General features: G+C 36.5%; 21 protein-coding genes. 5 read left to right on the top strand and 16 right to left on the bottom strand.

All coding sequences use genetic code 11. From position 1 onward, the window contains the following. Positions 1 to 106: 106 nt before the first annotated feature. The 9 genes from LIV57_RS01135 to LIV57_RS01095 form a co-directional block, all read right to left on the bottom strand. Positions 107 to 451: a hypothetical protein gene (locus tag LIV57_RS01135; RefSeq protein ID WP_002982852.1), complete on the bottom strand. Its 345-nt coding sequence runs from the start codon at positions 449 to 451 to the stop codon at positions 107 to 109. Positions 452 to 453: 2 nt separating this feature from the next. After that, positions 454 to 3471: an RHS repeat domain-containing protein gene (locus tag LIV57_RS22935; RefSeq protein WP_227941094.1), complete on the bottom strand. Its 3018-nt coding sequence runs from the start codon at positions 3469 to 3471 to the stop codon at positions 454 to 456. A gap of 217 nt (positions 3472 to 3688) precedes the next feature. Further along, complete coding sequence (locus LIV57_RS01125; RefSeq protein WP_227941093.1) at positions 3689 to 5893, bottom strand: VCBS repeat-containing protein; 2205 nt, start codon at positions 5891 to 5893, stop codon at positions 3689 to 3691. Continuing rightward, on the bottom strand, positions 5791 to 6804 hold the full coding sequence (locus LIV57_RS01120; RefSeq protein ID WP_227941092.1) for a SpvB/TcaC N-terminal domain-containing protein: 1014 nt from the start codon (positions 6802 to 6804) through the stop codon (positions 5791 to 5793). Before LIV57_RS01120 ends, LIV57_RS01125 begins: the two co-directional genes overlap by 103 nt. A gap of 5 nt (positions 6805 to 6809) precedes the next feature. Then, complete coding sequence (locus LIV57_RS01115) at positions 6810 to 7265, bottom strand: hypothetical protein (RefSeq protein ID WP_227941091.1); 456 nt, start codon at positions 7263 to 7265, stop codon at positions 6810 to 6812. Positions 7266 to 7942: 677 nt separating this feature from the next. Beyond that, positions 7943 to 8578, bottom strand: coding sequence for a carbonic anhydrase (locus LIV57_RS01110; protein ID WP_330745010.1), 636 nt, complete (start codon positions 8576 to 8578; stop codon positions 7943 to 7945). Positions 8579 to 8630: 52 nt separating this feature from the next. Next, entirely contained in the window at positions 8631 to 10223 is a 1593-nt protein-coding gene (locus LIV57_RS01105; RefSeq protein ID WP_227941090.1) for a SulP family inorganic anion transporter, read from the bottom strand. Between the two features lie 147 nt (positions 10224 to 10370). Further along, positions 10371 to 10670, bottom strand: coding sequence for a hypothetical protein (locus LIV57_RS01100; protein WP_227941089.1), 300 nt, complete (start codon positions 10668 to 10670; stop codon positions 10371 to 10373). Positions 10671 to 10691: 21 nt separating this feature from the next. Next, a complete protein-coding gene (locus LIV57_RS01095) occupies positions 10692 to 11360 on the bottom strand; it encodes a carbonic anhydrase (protein ID WP_227941088.1) in 669 nt (222 codons plus the stop codon). 367 nt (positions 11361 to 11727) lie between these two features. Between LIV57_RS01095 and LIV57_RS01090 the strand changes: the two genes are divergently transcribed. Both LIV57_RS01090 and LIV57_RS01085 read left to right on the top strand, forming a co-directional pair. Continuing rightward, positions 11728 to 12858 carry a helix-turn-helix domain-containing protein gene (locus LIV57_RS01090; protein ID WP_227941087.1) on the top strand — a complete coding sequence of 377 codons (1131 nt, stop codon included), beginning with the start codon at positions 11728 to 11730 and terminating at the stop codon, positions 12856 to 12858. A gap of 125 nt (positions 12859 to 12983) precedes the next feature. Next, complete coding sequence (locus tag LIV57_RS01085; protein ID WP_227941086.1) at positions 12984 to 13589, top strand: DUF2306 domain-containing protein; 606 nt, start codon at positions 12984 to 12986, stop codon at positions 13587 to 13589. A 189-nt stretch (positions 13590 to 13778) separates the two neighbouring features. On the opposite strand, the gene LIV57_RS01080 is transcribed toward LIV57_RS01085, so the two are convergent. From LIV57_RS01080 to LIV57_RS01070, 3 genes are read right to left on the bottom strand one after another with little or no spacing between them, the layout of a single operon-like run. Next, a complete protein-coding gene (locus LIV57_RS01080) occupies positions 13779 to 14336 on the bottom strand; it encodes a serine O-acetyltransferase (RefSeq protein WP_227941085.1) in 558 nt (185 codons plus the stop codon). A gap of 11 nt (positions 14337 to 14347) precedes the next feature. Continuing rightward, positions 14348 to 15496 carry a glycosyltransferase gene (locus LIV57_RS01075; protein ID WP_227941084.1) on the bottom strand — a complete coding sequence of 383 codons (1149 nt, stop codon included), beginning with the start codon at positions 15494 to 15496 and terminating at the stop codon, positions 14348 to 14350. A gap of 37 nt (positions 15497 to 15533) precedes the next feature. Beyond that, positions 15534 to 16010 (bottom strand): acyltransferase, encoded by a 477-nt coding sequence (locus LIV57_RS01070; RefSeq protein ID WP_227941083.1) that lies wholly within the window; start codon positions 16008 to 16010, stop codon positions 15534 to 15536. A 146-nt stretch (positions 16011 to 16156) separates the two neighbouring features. Here LIV57_RS01070 and LIV57_RS01065 point away from each other — a divergent pair, with 146 nt between their 5' ends. From LIV57_RS01065 to LIV57_RS01055, 3 genes are read left to right on the top strand one after another with little or no spacing between them, the layout of a single operon-like run. Then, positions 16157 to 17128, top strand: a complete 972-nt coding sequence (locus tag LIV57_RS01065) for a 3-oxoacyl-ACP synthase III family protein (protein ID WP_137904394.1) — start codon at positions 16157 to 16159, stop codon at positions 17126 to 17128. Between the two features lie 26 nt (positions 17129 to 17154). Then, a complete protein-coding gene (locus LIV57_RS01060) occupies positions 17155 to 17388 on the top strand; it encodes a phosphopantetheine-binding protein (protein WP_047380387.1) in 234 nt (77 codons plus the stop codon). Further along, positions 17388 to 18146: an SDR family NAD(P)-dependent oxidoreductase gene (locus LIV57_RS01055; RefSeq protein ID WP_227941082.1), complete on the top strand. Its 759-nt coding sequence runs from the start codon at positions 17388 to 17390 to the stop codon at positions 18144 to 18146. The genes LIV57_RS01060 and LIV57_RS01055 overlap by 1 nt, the downstream gene beginning before the upstream one ends. Here LIV57_RS01055 and LIV57_RS01050 read toward each other — a convergent pair whose 3' ends face one another. The 4 genes from LIV57_RS01050 to LIV57_RS01035 form a co-directional block, all read right to left on the bottom strand. After that, on the bottom strand, positions 18147 to 19307 hold the full coding sequence (locus LIV57_RS01050; RefSeq protein ID WP_227941081.1) for a glycosyltransferase: 1161 nt from the start codon (positions 19305 to 19307) through the stop codon (positions 18147 to 18149). It lies immediately after the preceding gene. After that, positions 19307 to 20146, bottom strand: coding sequence for a glycosyltransferase family 2 protein (locus tag LIV57_RS01045; protein ID WP_227941080.1), 840 nt, complete (start codon positions 20144 to 20146; stop codon positions 19307 to 19309). The genes LIV57_RS01050 and LIV57_RS01045 overlap by 1 nt, the downstream gene beginning before the upstream one ends. Positions 20147 to 20151: 5 nt before the next feature. Next, entirely contained in the window at positions 20152 to 20694 is a 543-nt protein-coding gene (locus LIV57_RS01040) for an acyltransferase (RefSeq protein WP_227941079.1), read from the bottom strand. A 144-nt stretch (positions 20695 to 20838) separates the two neighbouring features. After that, positions 20839 to 21675 carry a glycosyltransferase family 2 protein gene (locus LIV57_RS01035; RefSeq protein ID WP_227941078.1) on the bottom strand — a complete coding sequence of 279 codons (837 nt, stop codon included), beginning with the start codon at positions 21673 to 21675 and terminating at the stop codon, positions 20839 to 20841. Positions 21676 to 21843: the final 168 nt, after the last annotated feature.

Genomic DNA, 21843 nt, shown 5'->3' with positions numbered 1-21843 from the left:
CTTCTGATTTAGAAATATCAATTTTTTCCACTTTGCTAAAATGTTTGACTCTTCAAATCATTTATAATATTATTTTGCTAAAATTGTGAATTTTTTATAAGTTTTTTCATATATAATTGAGATCGGGTTTTCCAAAAGGTTCCCCCATTATTTGAAGAGTATTTTTTGCCATTTCTCTTACTTTATTCCACTCTGAATTTGAAAAATCATCCAAATCAACATTTCTTAAACACCATTGTATTTTAATATTCAAACGTAAAATCGATGCTATTGAAGCGTTGGAAAATTTATTATTTTCGATAAGAGAAGGTAATAATAAAAAGACATTTTCAAAACTTGATGTAACATCATCTGGAACATCTGCAAAATCGGGTAAATATTTCTCCTGTTCCTCTAACGAAGATGCTAATAATTTTAAACTTTCTACTATTTTTTTATATTGATTTTTCATATTTATGGATTTAAGGGTATTCTAAAAGTTCCATTTCCTGATGATACTTTCCAATATGGCATACCATTGAAATGTCTTGGGGTACCTGGATGATATTGTATCATTCTTCCTGTAAAATCATTACCTGTCTGATTCATTTCACGAAGTACCCAACCATTTGCTCGAGTACTTCGTCTCATAACATCATTAACCCAATTCTTTGAATTACCTAAAATGCTACGTACATATCCATAGGATTTTCCATCTAAAAGATTAGGGTTAGCCATAACATCATCAACACTTTCTAAAACTGTGCCAACTTTGCGTAATGAAGTGGTTGTCTTTGATGCTCCTTCATTACTAGTATAATTTCCTTTGAATATTTTTTGTGGCCCTTCCTCATAAACTTTTACTGGTTGTTCGTTCACAATCTTTGTCGCTACATATTGATCAGTACTGACACCAATATCCCCAATTTCTATAGGGGTAGTTTTCACAGGAGTTGCTCCAACAGTGGTAGTTTTCGGAGTATTGTTTAAAGTCCATGCACTTCTACCCTGTGCAATAGGAGCATTCTTAAGGATTGTTCCCTGTTCAGCACCTATTTTAGCCGCCTGCCAATTTTTAATAATCTGGCCTCCAGCTCCGGCAATAGCACCTATACCTCCCCCAATAACGGCTCCAGACAAACCTCCCATTAGGGTTCCTTCTATTACATCCTCACCAAACATTACGGCAGTGGCAAATCCGTTAATAGCTCCGGCAATTGCTCCTCCTGAAGCACCCGCAATCGCTCCTCCCAGAAGACCACCATTTATTCCATAGGTAGCTGCGGCAGCAAGGGATGCAGAACCAACTGCAGCTCCAACACCTCCGGTAAAGGCACCTACGGCAGCTCCCATTGCAATTTTCCCCCATGTAGCTCCCCAGTTCCATTTTAAAGGGTTATATGAGCCATTAGCTTTTACTCCTGTGAAGTAGCCACCTAAGATAGCTCCTACAATAATCCATGCGAACTCTCCATTGGGATCATTATAAATTAGCGGGTTGTTTGCCACATACCCATACCTGTTATAAAATTGAGTATTGAACGGGTCCTGGATATTTTCATCCGCATTCAAAAATCTTCTTAGAAGCGGGTCGTAGAGTCTTCCGTTCATGTGGATAATCCCCACCTCCATATAATGCTCATGACCAGTATATCCTCTGTCTATCAATAATCCACCGGAGGCATTTATCAGGACATCGATGCTGGCTTTGCCTACAGCTAATCTACTTTTCCCAATACGAAGATGAGTCAGATTGCCCCATGCATCAAAATGCCTTTGTTCAAGCATATTTCCTGCTTCATCACTAATGGCCATGATGCTTCCGAGATAATCTTTATGCAAAAATTTAAAAGAACCACTATTCTCATCAAAGTTTTTCAAAAATACAATATTGCTTTCATATGGAGTACCCTCAATATAAATTGTATGTTTTTCTTTTCCATTGATATTGTTCTTTACAACTTCAAAACTACCTTCTTCACTATATAGTTTGGTAAACTCTCCATCAGATTCCGGATCAAAAATTCCTTTATAGGTAGCTCTTTGTCTCATACCCGTTAAGCCATACTGGAAAACCACCGTCCCTTTTTCCCCAACAATATATACCGGATCATTATTCTCATTATAAAGGACAGTCTGCACCAAATCCTGATCATAATTCATCAGCCCTTCATTATTCAGCGTCATACCGGTAGCCTGATAGATCTTGTCAGCATTTTCATACTTGATAGTTCCCACCTGGTCATTTTCCAGTATTCTGCCTTTCGCATCATAAATATTTCTATTGGTAAGAGGCTTTAATCCAGAAATAGGATCTGTCCAGTTAACCAGACGATTGTTGTCGTCGTAATCAAAATATTCTGTTTCAAAAGGGAGAAGAGATTTTCTGCTTTTGAGTTCGTTTTTAATCGCATCAAAACTGTAAGAGGCCTTAAAAATATCTGGTTTTATCAGCGAGGAATGATTAACATTGGTCAAAAATCCGTAACCATCATATTCATTATTAATTTCAGCTGCTCCCAATTTAGCCCTTACCAGCAGTCCTTTAACGTTGGTTTCTTTCAGTTCCCATAAAACTTTCCCTGAGGTTTTCTCCTTAACCTGGTAAAGCTCACCATTCCACGAATTGTAAAGATTTTCCACCGAAACTGTTGTTGTTCCAACGGATGTCTGTATTGCCTTTTCGTAGGAGCTTATTCGTCCCTTGCTGTCATAGACAACATTTTTGTGTGAAAAGTAGGCTTCAGGAGTTTCCTGGAAAGAAGAAATAGTCCTTCCCTGCGGATCATAGTTTATCGTGTACGTATATTTCTTTCCATTGGATGTTCCCTCTTTTACAGTAAGTCTTCCCTTATTGTTATAGGAGAAATTAATCGCTTTATCAGTTTCACTTCCGGTGGTGGACTTTTCATTCTGTAGGATAAGCTGCCCAAAGCTGTTGTATTGATACCTTTTTTCACCCTTTGGACTGATTACTCTTGACAGAGCTCCCATATACCCAAGGTACTGATATTCATATACCCCGGTAGAAGGATCTTCTACCCGTATTTTATTTCCCCAGTCATCATACATTGTGGTTACAATATGCTCCGCATATTTAGCCTGGATCTGTTGACCTGCTGCATTATAAGAAAACTGAACGGTACCGCCCTTATCGGAAGATGATAGTACATTTCCTAAAGCGTCAAGCGTCTGGGAAGTTGTTCTGCCGTAATCCAGAAGACTGGTTTCTTTTACTGTTGTGGTCAATCCTGATATGATGGTCTCTGTCTGCTTCCCGGTAAATGCTGTCGCTTTTACCTTAGCCGGGAATACCGTATCATCATATGCAAAGGTGTTCCATTGAGAGGCTCCCTGTCCGTCAAAATAAGGTTCAGATTCTTTGGTCTTTCTACCCAGGATATCGTATTGAACGTCTTTAGAGACAAACTGTCCCTGTGCGAAAGCTTTGGAAGATGTTTTATATTCCTGTCCCAGCTTGTTGGTAAACACTTTTACTACCTCTCCATCGGGATCATTACGGGTAATGGTTTCATTGTATTGGCTGTCTTTAGTGTACAGGTATGTTGTAGTTCCTGTTAAGCTGGAAGCCGAACTCTGGAGTTTACCCCATACATCATAGCTGTTGGTGAGGGTATTGCCGTTCGGATCTGTTTGGGTCAGGACCTGTCCAAGGCTGTTATAAGTAAACCCGGTTTCCAGTCCGAGATTATCCGTTTTTTTTTATGATAAATCTTCCCGTAGGATCATACTCATCTTTCTGAGTTTTTGAATTTCCGTCTAATCCTGAAATGGTCTTTTTACCCGTGATATTCCCAAACCCATCATAAGAAAATTCTTCTGTTACTGCCTGGGTCGCGTTATTTCCCGGATAAAACTGGCTGCTTTTTAAAAGGTTATTCTCATAGGTATACGTGGTAAAGGTATTTTGTATATCACCATATGCTTCATTCTTTTCAGCCTTGTTTGTCGGTCTTCCTACATAATAATTATTTCCGGTTCCCCAGATATTATGGGTATAGTCAAACTCAGTGGTAGATACTCCGTAACCATTGTTCGTACTGATTTCAATTTTGGCTGGCAGGTAATAGTTCTCATAGGTTGTTACTTTCTGGACAAATTTTCCGGTTAAAAAATCTTTTGTTTTGACAAACTTAGGAACAATGGCAGTAACAATTTTGGACTGACTACCAGCGGGAATAGAAGTAATTACCTGACCATTCAACAGCTTATCTGCTTTGTAGTCTACAGATTCGAAGCTCAGCAGCTGGTTATTATTCTCTGAAATATCTGCAGGAAAAATATTACTTTCATTATTAGTCCTGATACTCCATTCTTTTACCGGTGCTCCATCTAAATTTGGATCTATTTGTGATCCGGACCATATTTTAGTATTTTCAAAACCATCTGCATACCAGGAAGAACGGGCTATCTGTTGGAATCCCAATAATTTTTTTCCCTGAAGGTTTCCTACAAGGCCTCTGTAACGGAAATCCTGCTTTCTGCCTTCTTCTATAAGCTGGGATACCGCATATGCCTGATCTACCCTGGTCATAGCATACTTAGGATAAATCTCTTTCTTTTCTTTCTTGTAGAAATCAGGAGTCGTAGTATTACCCGGAACTACTTCCAGATATTTTACAGATGTAGTCACCCCTCCCTGAGTAATCGAAGTCATTCTTGCCAATTCAGAAACAGGGGTAGGCCCTTTTATTTTTTTCAGGAACTGCTTCCAGTATAAAAAGACATTATAATAATTATTCCCGGACTTTATTGAATTGGTAATCGGGGTAAAGAGAGTAAGATCCAGAATATCCGGGGTACCATATACCGGGCTTTGAAATGACCAGTTGGGAGTAAAATTAGATGTTCCGCTAACATCTGATCCATTAGCCATCTTTGCACTTACAACATAACCGAAATCCCTTGAACCAGCTGCGTTATACATATTGATCTGGTTATAGGAAAATACCTGAACAATATCAGATTTTCCGTCTTTGTTCATATCGGTAACCGAAAAGAAATATTGTCTGGCAAATTTGGCGTAATCAACTGTCACTTCTTTCTGGAACTTCCTGTAGGTGAAGAATTCCTTCTTCAGGAAAGGAGCAAACCCTTTATCAGTTCCCATGTAAAACCTCCAGTCGTCAGGTTTTCCTATCGCATAATCGGTAATAGGGATTGCAAAGTCAAGTTTTCCGTCTCCATTGTAATCACCATATAAGACAGGGAATTCCGGATCTCTGGTTTCCAGAAGTGTTCCGGAAAATCTTATTTTCTGCAGGTATGTATCAGCACTGTATTTTACAAATTCAAAAACAGTATATTGTGCACCAGATACATTAATAATTTCCACTTTTCCATCTCCATCTATATCCGTATACTTTCGTTCTTTATAATCATTTTCATTAATTCCGGACGTAAGCAGTAAACCAAGTAAAGGCGTAGCCGGATTTTTAAGGTCTACGATACCTTTTACATTAAACCCTGCAGGTGCACCATCATCAAGAAAAGCATCAGGTATTCCATCTCCATTAAAATCACCTACTTCAAGAATTAAATTATCACCAGCTGAATAAAAAACGGTATTGCCAAGACTTTTATCGAATACCTTTACAAAAGCATTATTTCTAAAAATATAGCCGTAGATCCTGCCATCCTTAAACTCAACAATTCCATTCCCATTATATACCTGTCCTTCTTCGTCTAATAGTGTACTAACTATTTTAGCATTGCCAGCAAAAGTTTTCCCTGTAGAAACTGTAGTAAAAGTTTCGTTAAAAGCCCCCAGCTTTACTGTGCCATTATTCATCAGGAAGTCCAGATAAGAGTCTCCATTAAAATCTGCCACCAATTTGACATCATTAAAAGGTTCAGGCTCAGCCGTATATTCTGCATAGGAAGAATTGACCATACCCGGATAAGTGAAAGTAACCGGATTGGAAGGCTCGTTATTAGCATTATATTCGGTGATCTTCCCGACAACTGGTAATTGGTTCCATTGCCTGTATACTCTATGCTGTACCGCTTAAACTGATTGTTATTGGTAAGTACCTTTACCTCTGAAAGAATCTTATTTTGGTAAGATTTGAGGCCCTGTACATATGATTCCTCTTTTAAGTCTCTATCATTATAGGAGAACTGTATGGTGTTCATATGAGGGGTATTCAGATCCATATTCCCACCCCAGCTTATGCTGCTTATCATGGCAGTACGGGTTCCCTGGACATAACTGTAAGTAATGTAATTTCCCTGTGGATCTTTCCATTCGCTTATATTATATTCATTGGGTATTCTGGAAACAGGATTACGGCCATACCATGCCTGAGAACCATCCTCAAAAGTTACTTCCCAATATTCCGGACCATACCATCCGGCTGCGGCTCCTATTGATTTAAATTTGGTGTTGGAATATTTCTCTGTTACATATTCAGCTCCGTCTTTGCCATATACACCTGATTTCAGCACCAGTCTTTTACCATTAAAGCTGTAATAATCAGAGTAATCCATCTGAACTCCCTTTACCTCTCCTTCATTTTCAATGTTCTTCCCTATTCTGCTGATAGTGGTTATTCCTGAAATACTCCATCCAAATCCGGCAATACCGTTCCCTGTCTCACTGTTGTACACTAAACCTACCTGAGGTGAAACTGTTTTAATACCGGGAGGCAAGTCCAGAGGCAAAGAAAACTGTAGCTGTCCGGCTCTGTTGACTTCAATATTTCCCTTAGTATCATGAAAATACTGAGAAAAGCAGAAAATTGAAGTGAAAGATAATAGCAACGCTGAAAATAGCTGTATTTTCTTATGATTGTATTTTTTCATAGCCATTACCTCTTAGTGATGTTTTTACTGAAAATTCTTCCGTCTTTCAGGGTAAAGCGCAATATGTATACGCCCCAATCATAACCAGTCATGTTGATTTTCAACTGCCTGTTAAGTCCTGGCATGTTCTTCTGCTGAAATTTCCAGTGTACTGTACTATGTTGATATAATGATACAGACTCAATCAGCGTGTCCGTTTGTTCCGTCCAGTCAATGGTTAAGATATCATTTACCGGAACCGGGTACAGACGTATCTGCTTCCAGAAAGTTTTTTCATCTATCAATTGGTTTTTGGAAAGGGAAGCACTTTTAAGTTGTGTTGCAGATTTTCCCGCAATGTCTTCAGACCCCCGGTAGCGTTGGCTTCCTGATTCGTCATACTTAAAGTAGACCTCGGTTTGCTGGGCATAGGATATGCTTAGCCCTGTGCATAATAATGCACCTAAATAGATTTTTTTCATTTTGGTGTCTTTTTAGAATTAAAAATTTGTATTAACTGATAATGGGTAAGTATCCCGTTTATTATGGGATCTTATGCAGGATCTTGCTATCCTGACAGAAAGAATGTTTTCATAGCTTGTGTTTTTAGCGTATAATACTATAATCCGGCTACAAAGCAGGATATCGCAATACAATAGTCTTTATGGGATACTAAGGCTAAAGCCCTGCACAAACAATTAGAGAGATATCCTTGATTGTTGTGCATACAAGAAATTAATTAGAGGAATATAATTTCTTTTTCTCTTGTTAATTTTTAATACACATTAATTTAAATTACTAAAAAGTAAAACTGCAGTGTTTGAGGTATGTTTTATAATAAATATTTCAGGTTATAGTCATTTTTTTTGAGATATAAGTTTTAGTTTTTTTAGTTTCAAAGCTATAGCTTATAATAGCTACAAATCATGTCGTATCTTTTTTCTTTAAAAAGAAACGAAACTGCAATATATAATTAATCTTCAATAATTAAAATTAAATCTCTTTGAAATGAAATATATTGCTGTTTAAGCCAATTTATTGACAAGATAGGTTTATAATTATCTTATTTTATGATGATATACGATAAAAAATAAATGCCACCGGAATTCCGGTGGCATTTTGTGTAAATTATAATTGAATTTTAAAAGAATATTACTTTTTACAACCAGGTTACAGCACCTGTTTCAACGTCATAATTGGCTCCCACGATTTTAATTTTACCCTCAGCTTCCAGATTTTTAAGTGTTGAACTTTGCTTACGGATATCTTCTATCGCGCTTCTTACATTTTGCTGATTAAGCCTTTCAAGAAGCGAGCTGTTTTTTGATGAACGTTCTTCGTTTTCTTCAATGATCTCATTGATGATCGGATTGAAGTGATTGATAAGGTGGTTAAGGTTATCCATTCCCAGTCCTTCAATTTGTGCTGCGTCAAGGCCTCCTTTCAACGCCCCGCACTTGGTGTGTCCTAATACTACAATAAGCTTGGAACCGGCAACATTGCACCCAAATTCCATAGATCCCAGAATGTCCTGATTTACAAAGTTACCGGCAATCCTGATACTAAAGATATCTCCCAATCCCTGGTCGAAGATAAGCTCTGCAGAAGTACGGCTGTCTATACAGCTTAAAACTACTGCAAATGGCCACTGTCCCTCACGTGTTGCATTCACTTGTTCAAGAAGGTCTCTGTTTGCTTTAAGGTTGTTAACAAATCTCTGGTTTCCTTCTTTTAAGAATTCCAATGCTTTCTCAGGAGTAATAGTAGACTGGGTTTCGTATGTATGTGCTTTCATATTTTTTATTGTTTTCGAATTTAAAGTTAAAAAAATTAATTAATTATTGAGATTACATGGCTCTTTTGTGAGTCACAAGAATATGGGAATCCTGACTTCTTTCGTAATCTCTGTATGAAGTTTTAAAGCCTATCAGTTCTACATTGATGTCTTGTTCCTTTGCGCGGATATTGGCGAAATCCTGGATCATTTCCAGTACATCGGTGGCAATATAGGACGTACTTCTTGCATCAATGATCACTGTAGAATTGGGTTTTATATTTTTAAGAGTTTTTTTGATGGCTGCCTTATTTAAAAATGATACTTCTTCAGCAAGCTTGATATTGATTCCATCAGCGTCATCCAGTCTTTCTCTGCTTAAATAATAAGCTCTTTTCATATTTCCCTGAAGAATATAGAAAACAGAGATGGCAAGACCAATTCCTACTCCTTTTAGCAGATCTGTTGCCACTACAGCTACAACGGTTGCTACAAACGGAATGAACTGGAATTTTCCTAAGTGCCAGAAATGTTTGAACGTAGCCGGCTTTGCCAGTTTATATCCTACTAAAATTAATACCGCAGCCAATGTAGCTAATGGAATTAAATTGAGAACAACAGGAATGGAAAGAACACAGATCAATAAGAAGACTCCATGAATGATCGCCGAGATTTTTGAGGTGGCCCCTGCATTGGCATTCGCAGAACTTCTTACCACAACAGAAGTCATTGGAAGTCCGCCAATAAAAGAACTTACAAGGTTCCCGATTCCCTGGGCCTTAAGCTCAAGATTGGTATCTGTAATTCTTCTCTGTCTGTCTAACCGGTCTGAGGCTTCAATACAAAGTAACGTTTCAATAGAGGCCACAATCGCAATTGTTGCTCCTACGATCCATACTTTTGGATTAGTAAAACCATTAAAGTCCGGAGTCGTGATAAGATTTTTAAAATCATCAAAAGACTGTGGGACCGGCAGGGAAACCAAATGCTGGGTTTCGATAGCCAGAGAACTTCCGGACATCTTAAAGAGTTGATTCAAAAGAATACTTACAATTACGGCAACCAACGCTCCCGGAAGCATTTTCATTCTTTTCAGTACATGGATTTTGTCCCATGCGATAAGGATCGCTACAGAAACCAGCGTAATAACAATGGCTCCCGGATGGATCGCTCCCAATAATTCTGTAAAATATCCGAAATTCAGGCCGTTATCAAAAATAGATTCATGACCTTCATAATCTTTATCGAATCCTAAAGCATGCGGAATCTGTTTTAAAATAATAATGATTCCTATGGCTGCCAGCATTCCTTCAATAACATTATTAGGGAAATAGTTGGAAATACTTCCGGCTCTTACAAACCCTAAAACCAATTGAATAAGTCCTGCAATAATCCCTGCACAAAGGAAAAGTTCAAATGCGCCAAGATCTGTAATTGCTGTTAAAACGATAGCTGTCAGACCTGCAGCGGGCCCGGAAACTGAAATATTGGAATTACTGATTGTTCCTACTACCAGGCCGCCTACGATACCGGCAATAATACCGGATAATGGTGGCGCACCTGATGCTAAAGCAATTCCTAAACACAACGGAAGTGCTACTAAAAATACCACGAGTCCTGAAGGAAAATTTTCCTTGATTCCTCCTATTAATGATGTCTTTTTCATAATGTGAAGCTGTAAGATATAGCCGGCTTATTTGTTTTTAAATAAGTCAGTTATAAAAAGTTGAGAAAAAATAATTTTTAATGTACATGAGTCTCCGATATCAAAAAATGATATGGAAATGGTATCAAAAAAATCTAACTATAGGAGTTACGCTTCCGGAGGGGGAGAAAATATAGTAAGTAAAGGCGAAAGATGAAAAGAATCATCAATCAGAATAAAAGACATACCCTGAACATCAGGTTCTGAAAACTTCAGATAATCGAACACATCTAAAGGTTTCGGAATGGTCTTTTCGTAAACAATGAATGAGGATGGGTGAGAATGAGGCTCTTCTTCATTGATTATTACATTCGTTCTTGCAATATCCCAGCCCGCCACCGCAGCAATGCCCGGCAGCGCTGTAAAATTCAGAAAAAACGTTAATACAATAATACTCCAGAATTTCATTTTACCTTCTTTTTGGAAAGACTATTTAGTCTTTCTGCTCATTACCCAATCTGAACCTGTAAGATTATAGATCTTTTGGATATCTTTTAAGATTTTCTCAAAATCAATCTCCAGATCAATGATTTTACCTGTTCTAAGGTCAAATACCCAGCCATGAACAATAGGATACTCTTCTAAAATGTATCTTTCCTGTACACAGGCCATTTTGATTACGTTGATGCACTGCTCCTGAACATTCAGTTCTACAAGTCTGTCATAACGCTTGTTTTCATCCTCAATAGAATCCAGCTCTGTCTGATGTAATCTGTATACATCACGAATGGTTCTCAGCCATGGATTCAATAATCCCAGATCCTGAGGAGTCATCGCTGCTTTTACACCGCCACAGTTGTAATGTCCGCAGACAATAATGTGTTTTACTTTCAGATGTTCTACAGCGTATTGAATAACTGCTGTGGAACTCATATCTAAAGTATTAACAACATTGGCGATGTTTCTGTAAACAAAAACTTCTCCGGGTTTTGCTCCCATCAACTCTTCTGCAGTAGCCCTGCTATCCGAACATCCGATGTACAGATAATCGGGATGCTGAGTTTTGGCAAGTTCATGGAAGAAATCCGGATCTTCGGCTACTTTGGACTCTACCCATTTTTTATTATTTTCGAAAATAACCTCGTACGATTGTGACATAATTTTAAAATGTATAATTATTTATTTCGTTTAAATTATTTCCAAAATCAATAGACTAAATCAATAATTATGCAAAAATATAATTTTTGCTAAATAATAAATCACTTTTAACAAAGTTTAATATTAAAATATGCTTAAAATCATATTCACTATTCCAATATTATTTGTAGTACAGTTATTGAGGAACTTCAAACGTTTAAAAAGTAGGATAAAATTACGAAGTATAAATTAAAATTTGTGATTTATGAATTAAAATATTCTTAATTCTTGAGGCAATATGAATTGTTTTTGCTGAAATAGTTAATAAAAAGACTTTGTATATGTCAAAAAATAAATAATTTAAAGCTCTGATTAATTTATTTATCTGATGTCTGATTTTGGTCTGCAGTCTTTACCATCGGCTTTTTATCTGGCAGGAGTATTCATTGCCTGTTTCTCTTCATTTCTGATTGCAGGGAAACGTAAGAAGATAATGGCTGATTATATTCTGGCAGCATGGTTTCTGATTATAGGAATACATCTTATCTTATTTTTGTTATTTTTTTCCGGCAGCTATATAAAGTTTCCTTATTTTCTGGGCTATGAAGTTATCTTTCCCTTTATTCATGGCCCAATGTTATATCTGTATGTTTTGTGTGTTACAGGAAAAGCACCGGGCAAAAAGATCTGGCTTCTGCACTTTGTTCCTGTTTTGATTGTCTTGTTAATGCTGTTCAAATTATTGATTTTGTCTCCATGGGACAGGCTTGCCATTTATCAAAGCGGAAGCAGCCAATACAAAATGATAAGCAGTATTCTCAAATATATGATGATACTATCCGGAATAGTATATATTGCATTAAATTTTTTTGCCGTCAGAAGGTATACAAGAGAGATTACTGACCAATTTTCAAATACAGAGAAAATTAATCTAAAATGGCTGTATTATCTTATTGCCGGATTAGCTTTGATATGGATTGCCGTGATGATCAGAAATGATATTCTTATTTTTTTCATCGTTGTTCTGTTTATCGTTGCCGCCGCATATTTTGGGATCAGCCGTGTTGGAATTCTGAACTTACCTGTAATAGAAGTCAATGTAAATGGAGTAGAGATGGATAATGAAGCGGTAAAGTATCAGAAGAATTCTCCGGGAGAGGAGGTGATCATAGCTGTTTATGAAAAGCTTGTTTATCAAATGGAGAAAGAAAGGCTTTATAAAGATCCTGAGCTCAATCTGAATCATACTGCCGAATTACTGAAAGTTCATCCTAATATACTCTCTCAGGCAATTAATTCGATTGAAAATAAAAATTTTTATGATTATATCAATCGTCAGAGGATTGAAGAATTTAAAAGGATAGCAGTACTTCCTGAAAACAGAAAATATACCATTCTTTCATTAGCATTTGAGAGTGGATTTAATTCTAAAACGTCGTTTAACCGGAATTTTAAAAAGTATATGAACTGTTCGCCCAGAGATTTTTTAAAGAGCCAAAGCATAGAGATTGAGATGTGATGATTGGTCTGATGATAAGATATATCGTTTAATCATAATGGTTTACAAATATGTTCCACCTTTCATTTTGGGACAATCGATACTTTTATATTCCTCATTTTTACAGAAAAAAGAAATCAGGTATTATGAAAAAATTATTATTTGTAGTGATGGGTGTACTGGCTTTGCTGATCGGAGCGTATCCTCTTATTTATGCTTTCGTTGAATCTAAAAATACTTTTCTGGGTTCAAAATCTCCCGGATTACTCCACAGCATTATTTGGACAACAGCATTTTTTGCCCACATTACCTTTGGAGGACTTGCTCTTTTTATAGGCTGGCGTCAGTTTGGAAGTTCATTCCGGAATAAATATCTGAAGATTCATCGGATCATTGGTACTTTTTATGTAATTGCTGTGATGATAAGTTCTGTCTCAGCTGTTTATATGGGATTTTATGCCAATGGAGGAATGATTTCAGCAATTGGATTTATCTGTTTGGGATTGATCTGGTTCATAACAACTCTCGCTGCCTTGGTAGAAATCAGAAAAGGTGATATCATCAGACATCAGCAATTGATGACTTACAGTTATGCCTGTACCTTTGCTGCTGTAACGTTGAGATTGTGGTTTCCTTTGCTGAAAAATATTACAGGAAATCCTACAGATTCCTATATTGCTGTAGCGTGGTTGTGCTGGGTTCCTAATGTATTAATTGCCTATCTTATTAACAGAAAAGTAGCTGTTGCCTAAGTTGAGCGTTGATAAGGAATTTGATCTGTTTGGTTTCAAGTATTGTATGGAACCGTCATAACAGATCAGTTCTTTCAATTTCAATCAGATAGAATCTGTTACCAGGTTCGGATGGCTTCCATGATGTGAAGAACTACAAATTTACTCTCTTTTCAGATGTATGCGGAATTTTTACAATAAGTACTGGGTTTACTGCACCTTACGGTTGATGTAATCCTTTGTTGCATCTGTTGTAGGGATGATTTTTGCGGGATTTCCAATGACAACAGAACCGGAGGGAACATCAAAATTGACATAAGAATTGGGAACAATCAATACATCATTTCCAATCGTGATATTTCCTACAATGACAGCATTGGTGCCTATCCAGACTTCATCTCCAATAACCGGATATCCTTCATTTTTTCCGCGGTTTTGCTGGCCTATAGTGACTCCATGAGCGATATTGCAGTTTTTCCCGATCACTGTTTTCGGGTTGATGACAAGGCTTCCAAAATGTCCTAAATAAAAACCTTCACCAATCTGCGTTTCAGGATAAATCTGAAAACCGTATTTGATCTGATAATGTCTTAGTACAATTCTCCAGAAAATATTCAGAAGAGGAGTTTTCTGATACTTCTGTGCTTTTCTCAGAATGTAAACAAAGTGAAGATTGGGATTGATGCATTTTTTCCAGATCTGAAACGTTGAAAGCCACTTTCCGCTTTCCCGGTAAAAGTCTTTTTGAATGATTGAATAATCGGCCATCGTAAATGTTTTTATACTTCGTCAATTATTTTCTGAAGATGTTCCACAGATTTTTCCAGAACAAACGGAAGTTCGGTTTCCGAAATTCGTTTTTTATATCCTTCAGTGATATCTTTATCCGTAAGAAACTTTTTCATTCCTTCATAGATTCCTTCTTCGGAATTTGCAGTGATATTTCCAAGCTGTCCATCCTGCAGAAGATCTCTGATGCCGGAAATATCCGTAGCAGAAATAGGTTTGTTGAGGATAAGAGCTTCGGCAATAATCGTAGGGAATCCTTCATGTCTTGAGGACATAATATAGAAATCCGCCTTTTTCATATAAGGATAAGGATTACTGCTGAAGCCAAGCATTTTTGCAGTATCCTGAAGACCAAGTGAATTGAGTTGATCCTGAATCGTATTAAAATCATACCCGTCGCCAATGATTAAAAGCTGATGCTTCAGCCCTTCATCAATAAGTTTTTTGTGAACATTGAGTAATCTGTCGTATCCTTTCTGAGGATATACGGTTCCTACCGTTACAAAAGTGGGAAGATCATTGCTGAAAGGAAAATCATCAACGTCAATATCTGCCTTTCTTAACGTATCATTTTTGTCAATAGGATTGTAGATCTTAATCACAGATTCCTTTTCAGCTTCATTTTTAGCCAGATTGTGCATCCCTTCCTGAAGCTTGTTGGAAATGACCAGAATTCTGTCAAACCTGAAAAACTGTCTGATCACTTCAGGAGTGTATTCTTTTAAATTGAAAATATCATTCTGTACCCAGATAATCTTTTTCGAATCTTTTTGAGGGCTGGAGAGAATTTCCTGATGCATCGCATGGATGGCAGCAATCTCTACATCGTATTTTTTATTCTTTAAAACAAATTTATAAAGAAGGGAGGGGAACCAAAGAAACATTTTCTGATAAAGAACTCTGTAAGCTTTCACAGGAATATCCTGCAGCCTGTTGGTCGTGATCATTTCTCCTTTTGTCAAGTAGTACAATGTTACCCATGACGGCACCTCTTTAATGTATAACCCCGAATAGAGATTTAGCAGAAGGTCAACTTCATACTTATCAGCAGGAAGATTCTTCAAAAAGTTGATTAATACTTTCTCAGCACCACCATGACGTAATGAACCTATACGAATGAGGAGTTTTTTCTTTTTCAATTTGTTTTTTTCTATTTTATGATTTTACAAGATAAATTTATTTAATTTTTCTTGCTTTTTTATACTTGTGAGGAAGATTTTCTTTGATATAGGCATCCAGCTTCTTTCTGTCTTTCTCCAGTTCACGGGGATATTCCGGGTTGTTTTTAAGAACAATGTCACCATAATCTTCAATAGTGCACAAAAATTGAGCCGGGTTTCCAATAAAGACCGTATTGTCTGGCATAGACTGTGACAATACAGAGTTGGCACCCAAAATACAGTTGTTTCCAATTTGTACATCCTGCATAATAACAGCATTGAGACCAATGGTACAGTTGTTTCCGATTTTTATTCTTCCCAGTATTCTTGCATCTTCATAGCCCGGAAGTTTTCTGAGCAGGGTAGTCGTTCCGCCATGGTTTACAAATCTTACATCTCCGGCAATGTTGACATTATCACCAATTTCAATAAGGTATGGCTCAGTTCCGAAATACACTTTATCAGGCATATTAAAGTTTTTTCCTACTTTCATACCTCTGTATTTTGCCACTTCAAGGCTGGCTCTATTCAAAAAAGAATGATAGAGAGAGTCTATTTTTAATAAGATTCTGAATATAAAAATCATCACAAGTGTAAATTTGTTTTCGTTACTTTTGCAAAGAAAGAGAATTTATTAATATGATGAAAATTTCAAAAATAGAATATTATCTTCCTCAGCAGGTGTTAACTAACGAGGATCTTGAAAAGCAGTTCCCTGAATGGAGCTCCGAACGTATCCAGGAGAAAGTAGGTATTTCCCAGCGCCATATTTCTTCTGACAGCGAAACCGTACTGGATATGGCTGTGCAATCTTCAGAAAAAATTTTCGAAAACTATGACAGAAACAAGGTAGACTTTATTTTGTTCTGCACCCAGAGTCCGGAGTATTTCCTTCCTACTACGGCCTGTATTTTGCAGGACAGATTGGGGCTTAGAAAAAATATCGGAGCTATAGATTTTAACCTTGGCTGTTCAGGATTTGTTTATGGATTAGCGTTTGCAAAAGGACTGATTGCTGCTGGAATTGCAAAGAGCATTCTTTTGGTTACTTCAGAAACGTACACCAAACATATTCATCCTGATGATAAAGGAAACCGGAGCATATTCGGAGATGCCTCTGCCTCTGCTATTATTGAAAAGGCCGAGGGTAACGATTATCAGTTCTGCTTGGGAACAGACGGAAGTGGTGCAGAAAATCTTATGGTGAAAAAAGGAGCTTTTAAAAAAGACTTTGAACTGAATCCGGAACATGAATTCGGCCCAGAAAATATTTATATGAACGGCCCTGAAATTTTTAATTTTACAATTGAAAATATTCCTGGACTGGTAAAGGAAACATTGGAAGTGAACGGAATGACCATGGATGATATCGATCATTTTGTTTTTCACCAGGCCAATTCTTTTATGCTGAATTATTTAAGAAAGAAAACAAAAATACCGGCAGAAAAGTTTTATATTGACATGGAAAAAACCGGGAATACTGTTTCTGCTACGATTCCTATTGCTCTTAAAAATATGATGGATAAAGGAATGCTGAAAGAAGGAGATAAGGTTTTAATGGCAGGATTTGGAGTTGGATATTCATGGGGTGCCACTATTATGGAAATTTAAAGAACAAACATTTAAAATTATAAAATATGAAAACATCCGTTTTTTTAGAAAAACTACAGGAAGAATTGGAAGAAGATGAAACATTGACTACTGAAACGAACCTGAAATCTTTAGAAAGCTATGATTCTATCAGTTTACTTTCTGTTATTGCTTTTGTAGACGAAAATTTCAGCAAAAAAATTGATACCAAGCATTTTAAAGATATTGAAACCGTTTCAGATCTGATGAATGTTATAGGAAAAGAAAATTTTGAAGATTAATGGATGCTTTCTCATTAAAAAATAAAATTATTCTCATTACAGGCGCTTCTTCCGGAATCGGGAGAAGCTGTTCTGTAGAATGCAGCAAAAGCGGTGCTGATCTGATTCTTGTAGGAAGAAACCGGGAAGAACTGATGAAAACCGTTTCTATGCTTGATCCTGGAACAAAAGTTGAAACAATCACTGAAGATATTACCCAATCTGAAAACCTTGAAGCAATTATTGCGGACAAAGTTGCAATACTGGGTAAAATATCAGGATTTATTCACTGTGCCGGTATCGAAAAAACGTTACCATTAAAAAAGCACAATCCTCAGCTGTATCAGGATATATTTGCTGTCAATGTTATTGCAGGACTTGAAATTGCTAAAATTTTATCATTAAAAAAATACAAAGATGAAAACTCCAGTTTCGTATTTATTTCTTCCGTTGCAGGAATGATAGGAGAGGCAGGAAAAGCGGCTTATTCTGCCAGTAAAGGTGCGGTCATTTCCGGAGCGCGTTCTTTGGCAATGGAACTTTCAAGAAGTAATATCCGTGTCAACAGTATAAGTCCGGCAATGGTAAACACTCCGATTTTAGAGAAAATGTTTGAAAATATCGGAGAAGAAGCTTCATCAGAAATCATAAAAAAGCATCCGCTGGGAATAGGTGAACCTAAAGATGTAGCGAATGCCTGTATTTTTCTGTTGTCTGATGCCTCAAGATGGGTTACGGGCAGCAACCTTGTGATTGATGGAGGCTATTCTGCACAGTAATTACTTTTTATACAGTGTTTCTATAATGTTTTCTACGCTGTCAAATATCTTCTTGTTATCAAACTGATTTTCAATAGTTTTAAGATTTTCTCTGATGTGGTGAATAAGGCCGGGATCGGTAAGGAATGTTTTCATGGCTGAATACATTTCATCTACTTCATAATTGATGAGATATCCTGTTTCACGGTCTTTGATCATAAGGCCTACATCTCCGGTATCAGTAGCAATAATAGGCTTCTGAAGGATCAGTGCTTCAGCTATGACAAGTGGCCATGCCTCGGATTCTGAGGGTAAGATAAAATAATCTGCATTTTTAATGTAGGGATAAGGATTCATTCTGTTTCCTGTCAGGATAAAAGTGTTCTGAACATTATTGCGCCGGATCTGGTCGGTCAGGTTTTTAAATTCCTCGCCGCTTCCTACTACTACGATATGATGATGAAATCCTTCATCGATAAGTCTTTTATGTGCGTCAATTAATTTATGAAAACCTTTTCTACTATGCAGGCGCCCCACAGAAACAAATACTGGCCCGCTAGGAAAGTTATCTATGCTCTCTTCTGCTTTCTTTTTAATTTCCTCAATAGGAATGGCATTAATCACCACGCTTTCCATAGGATATTTCAGATCAGGATAAGACTGATGCATAATCTCTTTAATCTTCTGGGAACAGTAAATCATGTGGTCAAACTGTGGAAAATTCTTAAGGATATCCGGAACTAGAGGTTTCATACCCGGTACGTTGATCTCAGAGTGAAACCATCCTATTTTTTTTGAATCTTTATTACTGGAGTTGATTACAGATGAAAAAGCACTGTAGGTAGGAGCAATTTCAATATCAAATTTTTGATTCCCTAAAATACGGTCAGAAATTGCATGATTTTTTAATACATTGGCTAGCTTCAGTCTTCTTCGGATGAGCTGAAATTTGTGAAGCAGCGGATTCTGTGAAAAACTTTCTTTGCCTTCTGTAAGATATACTTTTTTGATATGCTTGGGAAACTCATTACGCAGCTCTCCCTGATTAAGGTTAAGGCACACTGTGATATCAAACTTATCAGGATTAAGATTGTTGAGCATACTTAATATCACTTTTTCCACACCGCCCATTTCCATAGACCGATGCCTGAAAAGAACTTTTATTTTCCTGTTTTCTGACATTATCTAAAAATTTTTTGTAAAGTAAGAGAGATTTTTTTCTTTATCCTATATAAAATTCCGTTTTGATACTCCAGAAGGGCAAAGATTTCCTTGTCGCTGGAATACTGCTCAGGAATTTTTTTCCCATTGATCATTTTAAGGTTCCTCCGCTTCATAGCTTTAAAAATTACCTGTGCGAAATAATCGTAAGACTTTTCTTTATTATTATTTTGAGAAATTCCTCCATCATGGGTCCTGTAAAGATAGTTTATATCATTAATAAAATAAATATTACCCTGCTCATACATTTTCAGATACAGGTCCTGATCTTCTGCAATTTTTAATTCCGGATTCATTTTTTCAGTTTGCTCATAAACATCTTTTCTGAACGTTACAAAATGGGCTATCTGAATAGGGTAATTGAAAAAATAGGGATCTCCGTTTTTTACCTGTCTTGAAGATTTGAACGGAGTAACAGGTTTAAGATCCTTATCACAGATCATAAATCTGGAATATGTAAGAACAGCATTCTTTTTTTGGTTGAAAAGACGTACCGCAGATTCAATGGCTGTAGGAAGAATGGCATCATCCGGATCTACAAAGCCACAGATTTCTCCGGCAGCAAGCTCAATAAGTTTACTTTTTGTAACCCCTACCCCGGAGTTGATTTCGTTTTCAAAGAATTTAAATCTTTTATCTCCCTGAATGATTAATTGTATTTCTTCTTTTTCCTGCTTCCTGGAAGCGTCATCCAGGATTACAGCTTCCCAATCCGGATAGGTTTGCTTAAGCAAAGAATGGTAACAATCTTTGAATAAAGCTGCATTGTTATAATGAGCAATAAGTACTGAAAACTTCATCAGACTTAGAAGGTTTTGAAAATCAGATCCTGCTTATTGATGACCTGGGTATTGGGTGGGACATCTTTATAAATTGTGCATCCGGCACCAATGATACAGTTGTCACCTATAGTTACCCCTTTCAGTACGGTTACATTGCTTCCAAGCCAGCAATTGTTTCCTATTTTTATGGGTGCTTTTGAAAATTCGGAAGAATATATTTTCATTTTAGGGGAGGTTTCATACGCATGATTATGATCATAGAGTTTCACATTTTCACCGAATAAAGTATTGTTGCCGATTGATATATGTTCTAAACAGTTTATGGAACAGAAGTTGTTCATAAAAAAGTGGCTTCCTATTTCCAGGACAGCATTTTTATTGATCAGGATACAGGTGTAATTTCTGAAGTCTGCAGCTGAGCCGATGCTTAGCTTTTTTAAATTATTATCTAGAATAAAGCGGTTTCCAACACCTAATTTGAGATCTTCAAAAAATACATTGGGATGCTTTTTCAGCAGGAACAGTTGTTTTTTCCTGTTTATTTTTTCAAAAAAATCATAGAACATATACTATCATTTGGGTTATACAAATATACCCTTTTTATGTAATGTAAAAGCCATGTTGTCTGTATCTGTTTATAAAACATTCCTTTACAGTTGTAATCAGGATTTTTCTTTCAGACTTATATTAAGGTAGTAAGGGTAATACACTTATACTTTCCTATAAAAATTATCTGCTGTTCTGATTATTTTTCTAAAGAACCTGGTTAAGAATGTATTTTGTTTTTTAAAAATAAAATCGGGAAGTCTGGAAATCTGTTGAATATCTTTTTTATAAAGTATTTTAATTCCTCTTCTCATAAGAGTATTATACAATACCTTGTGCCAGTTCTTATAAAGCCTTTCTTTTTTATCTTTATTTTGAGAAACGCCCTGTGAATGATTTCTGTATAAATAAAGACCTCTGTTGATAAAGACCAGTTTTCCCCTTTCATAAAGTTTCAGGTAAAGGTCCTGGTCCACAGAAGAGGACAGAGTTTCATCAATCGTATTCCAATTGATAAATTGATCTCTTTTAAAAGTAAAAAAATGGGCGATCTCAAAATTGATATTAAAAAAATATTTGCTTCCGTTCTTTATTCTTCCGGAGTGGGGAAACAGCTTTTGAATGGTAAGACGCTCATCACATATATAAAATCTTGAATAGGTTCCTATAATATCCCGATCAGAATAGGCTTTTATACTTTTTTCCAGCGCATCAGGGGTAAGGGCATCATCAGGATCTAAAAAGCCGCATACATCTCCGGTTGCAAGTTTTATGCATTTGTTCTTGGTATATCCTACTCCTTTATTGGTTTCATTTTCATATAAAAAAAAGCGGTCATCGTTGCGGATAAGCTCCTTTAAGGCATCCTTCTCCTGCTTTTCTGAGCAGTCATCTACAATAATAACTTCCCAATCGGTGTAAGTCTGTTGCATAATACTTTCATAGCAATCTTTGAAATAGACTGCATTATTGAAGTGGGCAACTAATATTGAAAATTTCATCTTAAGTGATTTAAATTGAGTAGATTATCATAATGTGGACATGCTACTTCATCAATAACATATAATAACTCATTGAGTTGCTGAATTAGGGAAACGTGTAATGATTTTTATCAAAGAATAATCTACTTGAGATAAGTTCAAAAGAACTTTCAGACATATTTTAAAATT

The organism is Chryseobacterium sp. X308 (assembly GCF_020733145.1).
Taxonomy (GTDB): Bacteria; Bacteroidota; Bacteroidia; order Flavobacteriales; family Weeksellaceae; genus Chryseobacterium; species Chryseobacterium cupriresistens.
This window is presented reverse-complemented; position numbering and strand designations above follow the sequence as displayed.